Here is an 11,522-nt window from a genome sequence, read left to right on the forward strand (position 1 = left end):
CATTAACAAAAGCTTGATAATCATCTTTATTCAAAATCAGGTTGAAGTCGTTGGTGATTTTCAGTGTCATAATATTGTCTAAGAGGACGGGTAGAAATCGCAACTTTGGTCGGTGAAGGATTTCTAACTTTTTTATTGACTAAATAGTTAAGTAGATATATAGTTAAGTAACTTAAATAAATTGGAGGTTCGTATGGAAGTTCAAGATGAAGTACTAGATTTATTGTTTGATCTAACATATAAAGTCACGAACTATGTTCGAAATAACCGTCATTGCAAAGATGGGCCAAGAATCAAAGATGTGATGTTGTTTAAAACGATTTATAAAGCAGAGAATCATCAGATCACAATGAGTGAAGTGGCAAATGTTCTCGGTGTTTCTCCAGCTGCAGTATCACAGATGATTGCTGGATTTGAAAAGAAGGGTCTGCTTCAAAGGGTGCATTCGAATACAGATCGTAGAACGGTCTATATTCAAATTGTTCCAGAGGCAATCGACATGTTTCAAAAGCGTATGAACTCCCATATGGCTAATGTTTATTCATATTTAGATTATCTGGGGACATCTGACTGTGCGCATTTAAGAGATATTTTAAAAAAGACAGCTTATTATATGGAGGAAAATAAAGAATGACAAAGATTATGAAATATTTAAAACCATATTGGCTATCCATTGGCCTTACACTTGGTTTATTGTTTGGACAGGCAACCTGTGAACTAACAATGCCGGATTATATGCAAAATATTGTCAATACAGGCATTCAAAATGGAGGTATTGAAAGTGGTGTCTATGAACAGGTTCGTGAAAGTACATTCAATTCGTATGTAATGTTCGCAACCGATTCAGAAAAAGATTTAATGACATCTTCTTATAAGCTAGTTACTCCAAGTAAGGCAACTAAGGAAGAGAAAACGAGAATTCCAGGCTTGAAAACAGAGAATGTATATCTATTAAAAGATCTTAGTGAAGAAAAGGAAGAGAAGCTTTCTTCCACTTTGACCCTACTTCAAATGACAATGGTAGAAGTGAGTAAGGATGCTAAAGAAAGCAATGTACAAATTCCTCAACTACTGATAATGAATGGTATAGATACATATAGAAAAGTGGCAAAATCCGAGATTTCTAAACTCGGAGATTCGACAGTAACAAGCATGAGCTCACAATTTTTAAAGAAGGAATATAGTGATCTAGGTATGGATATGGAAAAGATTCAACAAGACTATATTATCTTTTCAGGACTTAAGATGTTAGGTTATGCCCTAGGCAGTGCTGTATGTGCGATATTAGTCGGATTCTTGGCGAGTCGTATTGCGGCAGGCTTTTCTAAAGATTTGCGTGAAGCCGTATTTGAAAAAGTGACGTATTTTTCCAATGAGAATCTAAATACTTTTAGTACATCCAGTTTGATTACACGTACCACAAATGATATTCAACAACTACAAATGACGGTGGCAATGTTTTTAAGAATTGTCATGTATGCACCTATTATTGGTGTTGGAGCCATTCTACACGTCATTGAATCTGGAGCGAATATGACTTGGATTCTAGCTTTATGTGTAGTGATCATTTTAAGCGTTGTATTTGTGATTTTTATGATTGTCATGCCAAAATTTAAGATCATGCAGAAAATGATCGATAAGATGAATAGCGTTGTACGAGAATTGTTAGATGGAATGTTAGTGATTCGTGCCTTTAATAATGAAAAGATTGAAGAAGCTAAATTTGATCAAGCCAATAAAGATATTACTTCTATTTCTTTATTTACAACACGAGTTATGGCATTTATGATGCCGATCATGATGTTTTTAATGAACGGTACCACACTTATGATTCTATGGTTTGGATCCAAACAAGTCGATGCCGGCATCATTCAAGTTGGTAGTATCATGGCCTTTATGCAGTATGCGATGCAAGTTATTATGGCCTTCTTAATGATCACCATGGTTGCGATTATGCTTCCTCGTGCCAATGTCAGTGCTTTACGTATTCATGAAGTATTAAGTAGTGATATTACAGTAAAAGATAAAGAGAATACGAAAGATTTCTCATCTAATATGCGAGGTGTTGTATCCTTTAAAAACGTATCTTTTCGATATCCAGGAGCTGATGAAGATGTTTTAAGCAATATTAACTTTGAAACAAAACCAGGAGAAACGACTGCCTTTATTGGAAGTACAGGATCTGGTAAGTCGACATTGATCAACTTAGTACCAAGATTCTATGATGTGACAAGTGGATCTATTTGTGTGGATGGTGTTGATATTCGAGATGTCAAACAAGAGGATTTAAGAAGTCGCATTGGCTATGTTCCACAAAAAGGTATGTTACTATCAGGAGATATTGAATCCAACTTATTATATTCAAAGAAAGATGCCAATGCAAAAGACATTGAGTCTGCTTTATCGATTTCTCAAAGTACGGAGTTTGTTTCAAAAAAACCAGAAGGCATCCACTGTGAAATCAGTCAGGGTGGCACAAACGTATCGGGAGGACAAAGACAAAGACTATCGATTGCACGTGCCATTGTGCGTAAGCCTGAAATCTATATTTTTGATGATAGCTTTAGTGCATTAGACTTTAAAACGGATGCCAAACTTAGAGAAGCTTTGGCGAAGTCTTGTAAAGAAACGAAGAGTACGGTACTCCTTGTAGCCCAACGTATTTCAAGTATTTTACATGCCGATCAAATCATTGTACTGGATGAAGGGAAAATGGTTGGAAAAGGAACACATGCTGAATTGATGGAATCTTGTGATGTGTATCAACAAATTGCATCGAGCCAGTTGACAAAGGAGGAACTTGCCAATGTCTAATCAGAAACAAAGCAATCGTCCAAGAGGACCAATGGGCCATGGTATGCGTGGTGGCGGCGAAAAGGCAAAAGATTTCAAAGGTACAATGAAGAAGTTGTTCAATTATATCAAACCTTTTAAATTTACTTTTCTAATTGGAATTCTTTGTGCCGTTGTCTCTGTATGTATTATGGTCATTGGACCTAAGATTCAAGGAAATATTATTACAGAAATAGCCGAAGGCTTTATGAATAAAGTACAAGGCAAGGGTGGCATTGATTTTGATGCGATCAAAAAGACGTGTGCCTTATTATTAGCTATCTATGCCATGAGTACGGCCTTCTCGTATATTCAAGGCTGGTTGATGAGTGGCGTTTCCAATAAAATGGGATATCAGCTTCGTAAGGAAATGAATCAAAAGATTGATAAACTTCCACTATCTTACTTTGATAAAAATAGTCATGGAGACATTCTATCTCGCTTTACCAATGATGTAGATACTCTAGTTCAATCTTTAAACCAATCTTTATCCACGATGGTATCGAGCATTGTACAAATTATTGGCTTTCTAGTGATGATGTTAAGTATTTCTTGGAAAATGACATTAATGGCTCTTGTTGTGATTCCACTCAGTATGATTCTAGTGATGGTAGTTGTGAAAAAGAGTCAACGTTACTTTAAGGCACAACAAAAATCATTAGGCTTAGTCAATGGACATATTGAAGAGATGTATGCAGCACATACAATTGTGAAAGCTTTTAATGGGGAAGAAGAGTCTTTAAAATCGTTTAAAGACTATAATAATCAATTGTATACAAGCGCATGGAAATCCCAATTCTTGTCTGGTTTAATGATGCCATTAACAAATTTAATTGGAAATATTGGCTATGTCGGCGTATGTATTCTAGGCGGTTATTTAACGGTTCATGGTGAAATTGCCGTGGGAGATATTCAATCGTTTATTACGTATACACGTAACTTTACGCAACCAATCTCACAAATCTCACAATCTATGAATATGTTACAGAGTACGGCAGCAGCTGCAGAACGTGTCTTTGAATTCTTGGCGAGTGAAGAAGAAGTTGCTGAAGTACAAAATCCAGTTGTATTCGAAGAAGTGCAAGGCCAAGTAATTTTTGAGAATGTATGTTTTGGATATGATCCAAGTAAGATTATCATCAACGATTTTTCTATGTATGTCAAGCCAGGCCAAACAATCGCTATTGTAGGTCCTACAGGTGCAGGTAAAACAACGATTGTAAAATTATTGATGCGTTTTTATGAATTAAATGCAGGCACTATTTATATTGATGGCCATAATATTACAGACTATACAAGAAGCGGTTTACGTAATATGGTGGGTATGGTATTACAGGATGCTTGGCTGTTTGAGGGAAGCATTTTAGAAAACTTACGATTTGGCAGACCCAACGCAACCGATGAAGAGGTCATGAAAGCTGCTAAAGCTGCGCATGTCGATCACTTTATTCGTACATTAGATTATGGTTATGATACCGTACTAAATGAAGCTTCTAGTAATATTAGTCAAGGACAACGACAATTATTAACGATTGCCCGTGCCTTCTTGGCAGATCCTAAAATCTTGATTTTGGATGAGGCGACAAGCAGTGTGGATACACGTACAGAAGTCTTGATTCAAAAGGGAATGGATGAGTTGATGAAGGGGCGTACAAGCTTTGTGATTGCGCACCGCCTATCTACGATTCGTGATGCGGATAATATTATCGTTATGGATCATGGTGACATTGTGGAAGTGGGAAGCCATGATGAATTGATGAAGCGTAATGGCTTCTATACGAAGTTATATAATGCGCAATTTGAAGAGGCTTAAGCTATGCGTAAGATCATAGTGGATTTGAATGTAGTAAAAGATAATGAATTTTCAATGATGTATGAAATGTTTGGATTAGACGTACAAAATAAATCGTACGAAGATTTTGAAAGAAGAATGCTGCAGATGTCCATTGAGACTATTATTGAAGTAAAGAATCGAGAACAAAATCTTACATCTTGTGCTAAATGGATCTTTATCTTAGAGGATATTCAGCAAAAAAGTGATTGTCTGTATTGTATCTGGGGTGTATAACACCCCATTTTTCTATTAAATCGCTTTCTTTTTGAATTGGATTCATATATAATAAAAACGTGTTAAGGAGTGTGAAATTATGAAAGACATTACCGAAACAATGACATTTACTACGGAAGAGATTCGTCGTGAAAATATCAAGATGATTCTTCGTGAAGTAAGTGATGCTTTGGAAGAACGTGGTTATAATTCAGAAAATCAGATTGCTGGTTATTTGATCAGTAACGACCCTGCGTATATTTCTTCTCACAAGAATGCTCGTAACTTGATTCAAAAGATTGAACGTTATGAAATCATTGAAGAACTTGTACGCGCGTATTTAGAGAAATAATGGATCGTATCATTGGTTTAGATCTTGGTTCAAAAACATGTGGTGTATCGATTTGTGATGCGCTTCATATTACGTGTCGAGCTTTAACGACTGTGCGTTTTGAATCGGATGATTATGATGCTTGTTTAGAAGAAGTTTTAAAGCTATTAAAAGAAAATAAAGTCAAAGAAGTAGTTTTAGGCTTGCCAAAGCACATGAATGGAGATATCGGAATTCGTGGTGAAATATCTTGTGAATTTGCCAAGAAATTAGAGTCTTCGGGTATTACAGTTCATCTATGGGATGAGCGACTTACAACGGTTGCGGCCGAAAAAATCTTACTACAGGGGGATGTTTCTCGTAAGAAACGTAAAAAAGTAATTGATCAGATGGCTGCCGTTCAAATTTTACAGAGTTTTTTGGACAGACAAAACGGGGGATTCTAGATCCTCCTTTATTTTTGAAAGGAAAAGTATATTTATGTTAGATTCAAATAGTTTATATGTATATGATGAAGATGGAAATGAAAAAAAGATGACCATCTTATTCACTTTTGACAGTGATGAAACGGGATGCCAATATGTGGTTTTCCAAGATCCAGACAATGATGAGGGCGAAGTGTTCGCATCTCGCTATGACGACAAAGGTCAGTTGATTCCTATTGAAAGCGAAGCCGAATGGGAAATGGTAGAAGAAGTAATCAACACGTTTGTTGAGGATGAGGAAAATGCCGACTAGGCGAAAAGTCAATTCTGTAAGAGTTGTTCTATTAGTTGTTGTATGTCTTTTAATTATCACCGGTCTTGGTTCGATTTTTGTCGTAAAGACAGGACTATCAAGTACGGGCAACGGGGATAAGGAAGTAGTGTTTACCATTGAAAACAATGAATCATTTGATTCAGTTTTAGAGAACTTGAAAAAAGAGAATCTGATCGCAAATGCGAGTGTTGCCAAGCTTTATGCCAAGGCAAGTCACAACACAAACTTTGTGGCAGGTACTTTTGAATTGGATAATGGCATGAGCGTAAAAGATATTTTGTCTACCATTCAAGATAGTACAAAACTAAAGAAAGATGCTCTTGTCTTAAAAATACCGGAAGGCAAATGGGCTAAAGAGATTGCGGCTGAAATATCAAATTTATATGATGGAAAGTATTCTTCAGAAGAAATTTTAAATCAATGGAATGATATTTCTTATATTCAAACGCTCGCAAAGGATTATTCTTTCTTAAATGTAGATGATTTGAATAATTCCAACTATAAAGTGAAATTAGAAGGCTATTTATTTCCTGACACATATTTTTTGGAAAAAGATGACTCTCTTGATGATATTACACGCGTTCTGTTAGATCGTTTTGATGTGATGTATAAAGAGAATAAAAAGTCATTTGATAAAAGTGACTTATCCATCCATCAAATCATTAGCTTGGCAAGTGTCGTTCAATTTGAAGCAAGTGAACCTGGTGATATGGCTACAATTGCCGGTGTTTTCTACAATCGTTTAGATCAAGACATGAAACTTCAATCGAGTGTAACGGTATGTTATGCATTATATGATGATTTCAACGATCCAAAAGATTGTGAAACCAATCCGGAAATTGATTCACCATACAATACGTACTTACATGAAGGCTTACCGATTGGACCAATTCTAAATCCGGGGGATGAAGCCGTTAAAGCCGTATTGAATCCAGAAAAAACAGATTATCTATTTTTTGCGGCCGATATATATGGTGATGGAAAAGTATATTATTCAAAAACATATGAAGAACACCAACAAATCTGCGAAAAATTAGGCTTAAATCTGTAACAATGTTTTGCATAATTTAAGGATTATGTTATAATTTTTTGTGCTAAATACAAGGAGTGATACCACATGGCAAATGAAAAATTTTACGTTACCCAAGAAGGTTATAATGATTTAGTCAATGAACATGAAAACCTAGTTCATAAAGTTCGTCAGGAAGTTATCGTTGAGTTGCAGGAAGCTCGTGCACAAGGTGACTTGTCTGAAAACGCCGACTATGATGCAGCCAGAGAACACCAGGCTCAAGTCGAAGGTCGTATTCGTGAATTAGAGGCAATGATCAAAAATGCTGAAATCATTAGTGAAGTCGATAATGCGGAAGATAAAAAGAAAAAGAATGTTGTAAAACTGGGATCTACTGTTAAAATCTTAGATTTATCAGATAACCAAGAAGTAACATTCAATATCGTTGGTACAATTGAAGCGGATCCATTCAATGGTAAGCTTTCAAACACAACACCACTTGCAGAAGTCATCATGGACCACAAAGTTGGAGATGTATGTACTGTAAGACGTGTTGAAGAACCATATGATGTAAAAATTCTTGAAATTAAATAGAAAAACATCAAAAAATTACGTATAAGAGAAGGGTGATATTTATGAAACGAACTCTTCTCTTTTTTTGTCTCTTCATTTTCTTTACCTTTACCTGCTTTAACCGGTATACACCCATTACCTTACAAGAAGCTAAGCCCACATTGATGCAAGTGGAAATTAAGGGAGCTATTCAAAATCCGGGTGTTTATACTTTAAAGCGAAATAGCTCCATTTCAAGTTTAATTCAAATGAGCGGAGGCCTATCAGAAAACAGTGATACGTCTAGAATCAGTTTTAACTATATCCTACAAGATAAAGATGTGGTGGTGATTCCAGAAAAACAAGATGTAAAACTCATTTCTATTAATAGTGCCACACTTGAAGAACTACAAACACTTCCAGGTATTGGTCCGGCCATTGCCCAAAGAATCATGGAGTATCGCAAAAGTAACACATTTCAATCTTTAGAACAAATCCAAAATGTCAAAGGCATTGGTCCAGCCATGTTTAATAAGATCAAGGATAAGATCTGCCTATGATGTTGATACTTTCACTTGGCTTTTTGGCCTGTCTGATCTTAAAAGAAATACTTTGTATACTCTGTTTTACACTTTTCTTTCTTGTCTATCTATACTATCGGTTTAAAAATAAAAGAATCCTGATTTTATTTTTTTTATTTAGCCTATTAAGCTGTATCCTTGTATATCCAAAAGAAGTTCAACAACAGGATACATATAAAATTACAGAAATAAAGAAAGGATACTATATAGGTAAAAATAGAGGTTCTAAAATACTTATTCAAACAGATTTAGATCTAAGCTTTCAAGATGAAGTTAAAGTCAAACACATAGAACCCATTCATACAGATGATAATTTTACGCTATTTAGTTTTACTCGATACAATGAAAATAAGAATATCAGGTTTAAGACGAACTCTGTAGAAATTGTCCACAAATCAACATCATTCAAGTCTAGACTCTACAACTACTTAAAGTTGAAACCCAATTCTTCCATTGTCTTATCCTTATACTATGGCATACACGATGAAAGTATAGATGAAATATATACGATGCTTGGATATGGCTATATGAGCGCATACTACATTGTTCTACATATGTTAAAGCGAAAGTGGGATGAGACTCGTATTCGAAGAATCCTTCTAGTCCTCAGTGTTTTATTTGGCCATTTCTTTGTGTTTACACTTGCATTCACAAGATTTATTTTGTATCAGTTGAGTACTCTATTGTTCATATCCAAACCCAATCAAATGGCTTTTACGATCTTTTGTTTCGGCATAATCTATCCAAATCAAGTACTATCCATATCTTTTTTATGTCCACTCTTATTACAACTCGTATCTTATTTTTGTACAGAACACAAATGGATCGTACAAAAGATGATCTTAATTGGATTGATGTTTATTTACTTTAAGAAAGTGAATCTTATTTCGTTACTTTTTTTTAACATCTTTAGAAAACTATATGGTTTGATCTTCTTATTTGGATTTACAGTGTATGATTTAATACACCTAAAATTACCAGACCTTACCATCCATTATGCACCTAAAATCCTATTTATAGTTCTATTTATCATCTTCTATATACAATGCTTAAAACACTTTCAATGGAAATATCTATGTATATTTATCGTTCCATTTCTAGAGATCTATTGTAATCCTTTCTTTCAAGTCTATACATTAAATATAGGTCAAGCCGACTGCAGCATTATTGTAGAACCCTTCCATAAAAGCGTAGTGATGATTGATTGTGGGCAAAACCTATATCGTGATAATGTCGAAAGAATTATTATGCCCTTTCTAGAAAATAAGAACATTCATACGATTGATACATTGATACTTACACATGATGACTTTGATCATAATGGAGGATATGAGAGTTTAAAAGATAAAATTGAAATCAAACAAGTCATAGAAGATTCAAATGATAAGGTCAATGTAGACTATCCATTTTATTTATTATTAAGTGAAAGAGAAGCTAAAGATACCAATGATTCAAGTATTATCAGCTATTTTACCTATGATCATTTCACCTATCTTTTTATGGGGGATGCGAGTAAACAAATTGAAAAACAATTGATGGCTACATATGATTTAAAGGCTGATGTCGTAAAAGTAGGGCATCACGGATCGAATACGAGTTCAGACTCAGATTTTCTTGACTCTTTAGATTGTAAGATTGCACTCATTAGCGCAGGTTATAAAAACAAGTATGGTCATCCAAGTATTGAAACACTCAAGACATTAGAAACCCTGCATATCAATACATTATGTACGAGTGATTGTGGAAGTATAGCCATCTATTCTTTATTTCACCTTTCATTTCTTGTCACAAACGATGGAATGTTTGGTATAATATGGACATGATTTATATTTTATACGGAAAAGACAAAAGCATGGTTTCTATGAAGCTAGAGGCCATTAAAAAAAGACATCACATTCAAGAAAACATAAATATCTATGATGCTCAAACAGATGAAATATCCAATGTTCTACAAGATTTAGATGCCTATTCGATCTTTGATGATGACAAGATGATTATTGTCAATAACTGCACGTTTCTTTCAAGTAAGAATACGACAAACTATGAAGTCGATCCCTTTCTAGTAAGAAAAGACACAGACATGATTCTAGTCTTAGTATGTCCAAGTGATAAATTGGATACAAGAAAGAAAAAGGTGAAAGAAATCAGTAATTGTGCTACATTATATTCCTGTCTAGCTTTAGATGAAAAGTCACAAAAGTTCTATGTACAAGATAAACTAAATGAATATGGTGTAAAGGTGGATTTTAAAACATTAGATTGGATGGCAGGAAGAATGGGACTAGATCCCATGTGCATCCAGAATGAAATTGAAAAGGTTTCCATCTATTCAAAACATCCAACGCTTGAAGATGTACAAAATCTATTAGTTGTAGAACCTATGAATGACATCTTTAAAATGGTTGATGCCTTCTTTAGTCAAAATGGGATCTTATTGTTAGCCTACTACCGTAACTTTAGAAAGTTGAATATGCAGCCAGTAGCTATCGTTGCGCTTTTGGCAAGTCAAATCCGTTTTCTATTCCAAGTACGCGTATTAATGGATGAAGGAAAGGCACAGGCAACCATTTCCCAAGAGTTAAAGGCCAATCCATATCGCGTGAAATTAAATATGCAAAAGGCCATGCGCTTTTCAAGTGAAGCCTTACTTTATAATCTATCTTTACTTGCGGATTTTGATCAACAGATGAAAATGGGTAAGATTGATAAGGATGATGGTTTTGAATACTTCTGTCTAAACTTAATGATGAACAAGGGATAGCCTTGTTCATTTTTTGTTTTGGATGTGATGTTAGCTTTTATGAGAAGGTATTTAGGGGGTGAGAATACACATGAATAATAAAAAAGATATATAATAGTTAGGTTTAACTAGCAATTTGGTGACTTTGCCATAATTCTTCTTTTTATCATTTATGCGAACAACCATTCGTTTTTCAAATCCTTTAAGCGAGTGATCTTATAGATGTTTTTCAATCTAAGTAGTACATACTGTAGCTTTTCTGTGTTATCCATTCCTTGCGTTTCTCTTTGCATGATAAAAAGAGCATTGTATCGATTTATATATTTTGATGCTACCCCTTTATATTTTTGCAGCCTTTCTTCAATCAATTTGTGGAAACTGTTCACTGTATTTAAATGATTGAATTTATCATATGACTCATGACTGATTAACACTTTCTAAAAGTTCGTTGTAACTGTTAGAACCATCTAGCATTACAAAAGATTTTGATTCAAGACATTCACCAAATCTTAATAGATCTAGAGATGATGGCTTGCCATAATTTAATGTTCTGGCAATTGTATGAGTGAATCTCTGTATTGCAGTGATGATGCATATCTGCTGATTAGACAAGCCTCTTTTTGTAGCAGGTGTTCCACGATGTTTAGGTTCTACTCCATCAATTTTAG

13 protein-coding genes and 1 pseudogene are annotated in these 11,522 nt (G+C 34.7%); 12 read left to right on the plus strand and 2 right to left on the minus strand.

Features of this window, described 5'->3' with window-relative positions; all coding sequences use genetic code 11:
- Window positions 1-193: 193 nt before the first annotated feature.
- From KTQ83_RS09860 to holA, 12 genes are all read left to right on the plus strand, one after another.
- Window positions 194-634, plus strand: coding sequence for a MarR family winged helix-turn-helix transcriptional regulator (locus KTQ83_RS09860; RefSeq protein ID WP_117926595.1), 441 nt, complete (start codon window positions 194-196; stop codon window positions 632-634).
- A complete protein-coding gene (locus KTQ83_RS09865) occupies window positions 631-2,814 on the plus strand; it encodes an ABC transporter ATP-binding protein (RefSeq protein ID WP_217256697.1) in 2,184 nt (727 codons plus the stop codon). The genes KTQ83_RS09860 and KTQ83_RS09865 overlap by 4 nt, the downstream gene beginning before the upstream one ends.
- The gene (locus KTQ83_RS09870) at window positions 2,807-4,645 is read left to right on the plus strand and encodes an ABC transporter ATP-binding protein (RefSeq protein ID WP_186998455.1); all 1,839 of its coding nucleotides are present in this window, start codon (window positions 2,807-2,809) and stop codon (window positions 4,643-4,645) included. Before KTQ83_RS09865 ends, KTQ83_RS09870 begins: the two co-directional genes overlap by 8 nt.
- A gap of 3 nt (window positions 4,646-4,648) precedes the next feature.
- Window positions 4,649-4,900 carry a hypothetical protein gene (locus KTQ83_RS09875; protein ID WP_117926598.1) on the plus strand — a complete coding sequence of 84 codons (252 nt, stop codon included), beginning with the start codon at window positions 4,649-4,651 and terminating at the stop codon, window positions 4,898-4,900.
- Window positions 4,901-4,979: 79 nt separating this feature from the next.
- Window positions 4,980-5,231: an IreB family regulatory phosphoprotein gene (locus KTQ83_RS09880; RefSeq protein WP_117573013.1), complete on the plus strand. Its 252-nt coding sequence runs from the start codon at window positions 4,980-4,982 to the stop codon at window positions 5,229-5,231.
- On the plus strand, window positions 5,231-5,656 hold the full coding sequence (ruvX, locus tag KTQ83_RS09885; protein ID WP_117926599.1) for a Holliday junction resolvase RuvX: 426 nt from the start codon (window positions 5,231-5,233) through the stop codon (window positions 5,654-5,656). The genes KTQ83_RS09880 and ruvX overlap by 1 nt, the downstream gene beginning before the upstream one ends.
- Window positions 5,657-5,690: 34 nt before the next feature.
- Window positions 5,691-5,948 carry a DUF1292 domain-containing protein gene (locus KTQ83_RS09890; protein ID WP_117573017.1) on the plus strand — a complete coding sequence of 86 codons (258 nt, stop codon included), beginning with the start codon at window positions 5,691-5,693 and terminating at the stop codon, window positions 5,946-5,948.
- Window positions 5,938-7,020, plus strand: a complete 1,083-nt coding sequence (gene mltG, locus KTQ83_RS09895) for an endolytic transglycosylase MltG (RefSeq protein WP_217256698.1) — start codon at window positions 5,938-5,940, stop codon at window positions 7,018-7,020. The genes KTQ83_RS09890 and mltG overlap by 11 nt, the downstream gene beginning before the upstream one ends.
- A 66-nt stretch (window positions 7,021-7,086) precedes the next feature.
- On the plus strand, window positions 7,087-7,575 hold the full coding sequence (gene greA, locus KTQ83_RS09900) for a transcription elongation factor GreA (protein WP_186998452.1): 489 nt from the start codon (window positions 7,087-7,089) through the stop codon (window positions 7,573-7,575).
- Between the two features lie 143 nt (window positions 7,576-7,718).
- On the plus strand, window positions 7,719-8,093 hold the full coding sequence (locus KTQ83_RS09905; RefSeq protein WP_117926602.1) for a ComEA family DNA-binding protein: 375 nt from the start codon (window positions 7,719-7,721) through the stop codon (window positions 8,091-8,093).
- Window positions 8,094-8,668: 575 nt separating this feature from the next.
- Window positions 8,669-9,937 (plus strand): ComEC/Rec2 family competence protein, encoded by a 1,269-nt coding sequence (locus KTQ83_RS09910; protein ID WP_217256699.1) that lies wholly within the window; start codon window positions 8,669-8,671, stop codon window positions 9,935-9,937.
- Window positions 9,934-10,875: a DNA polymerase III subunit delta gene (gene holA, locus KTQ83_RS09915; RefSeq protein WP_217256700.1), complete on the plus strand. Its 942-nt coding sequence runs from the start codon at window positions 9,934-9,936 to the stop codon at window positions 10,873-10,875. The genes KTQ83_RS09910 and holA overlap by 4 nt, the downstream gene beginning before the upstream one ends.
- Before the next feature lie 149 nt (window positions 10,876-11,024).
- Here the strand turns inward: holA and KTQ83_RS12580 are convergent, their stop codons facing one another.
- Together KTQ83_RS12580 and KTQ83_RS09920 are read right to left on the minus strand one after the other, a co-directional pair.
- Window positions 11,025-11,147 carry a hypothetical protein gene (locus KTQ83_RS12580; protein WP_280636090.1) on the minus strand — a complete coding sequence of 41 codons (123 nt, stop codon included), beginning with the start codon at window positions 11,145-11,147 and terminating at the stop codon, window positions 11,025-11,027.
- A gap of 124 nt (window positions 11,148-11,271) precedes the next feature.
- Window positions 11,272-11,522, minus strand: a pseudogene (locus KTQ83_RS09920) (hypothetical protein); the annotation flags it as partial.

This window comes from Holdemanella porci, assembly GCF_019052655.1.
Taxonomy (GTDB): Bacteria; Bacillota_I; Bacilli_A; order Erysipelotrichales; family Erysipelotrichaceae; genus Holdemanella; species Holdemanella hominis.

Coding starts and splice junctions, on each gene's coding strand:
- KTQ83_RS09860 (WP_117926595.1), top strand. CDS start 194: ATGGAAGTTCAAGATGAAGTACTAGATTTATTGTTTGATCTAACATAT.
- KTQ83_RS09865 (WP_217256697.1), top strand. CDS start 631: ATGACAAAGATTATGAAATATTTAAAACCATATTGGCTATCCATTGGC.
- KTQ83_RS09870 (WP_186998455.1), top strand. CDS start 2,807: ATGTCTAATCAGAAACAAAGCAATCGTCCAAGAGGACCAATGGGCCAT.
- KTQ83_RS09875 (WP_117926598.1), top strand. CDS start 4,649: ATGCGTAAGATCATAGTGGATTTGAATGTAGTAAAAGATAATGAATTT.
- KTQ83_RS09880 (WP_117573013.1), top strand. CDS start 4,980: ATGAAAGACATTACCGAAACAATGACATTTACTACGGAAGAGATTCGT.
- ruvX (WP_117926599.1), top strand. CDS start 5,231: ATGGATCGTATCATTGGTTTAGATCTTGGTTCAAAAACATGTGGTGTA.
- KTQ83_RS09890 (WP_117573017.1), top strand. CDS start 5,691: ATGTTAGATTCAAATAGTTTATATGTATATGATGAAGATGGAAATGAA.
- mltG (WP_217256698.1), top strand. CDS start 5,938: ATGCCGACTAGGCGAAAAGTCAATTCTGTAAGAGTTGTTCTATTAGTT.
- greA (WP_186998452.1), top strand. CDS start 7,087: ATGGCAAATGAAAAATTTTACGTTACCCAAGAAGGTTATAATGATTTA.
- KTQ83_RS09905 (WP_117926602.1), top strand. CDS start 7,719: ATGCAAGTGGAAATTAAGGGAGCTATTCAAAATCCGGGTGTTTATACT.
- KTQ83_RS09910 (WP_217256699.1), top strand. CDS start 8,669: ATGTTAAAGCGAAAGTGGGATGAGACTCGTATTCGAAGAATCCTTCTA.
- holA (WP_217256700.1), top strand. CDS start 9,934: ATGATTTATATTTTATACGGAAAAGACAAAAGCATGGTTTCTATGAAG.
- KTQ83_RS12580 (WP_280636090.1), bottom strand. CDS start 11,147: ATGCAAAGAGAAACGCAAGGAATGGATAACACAGAAAAGCTACAGTAT.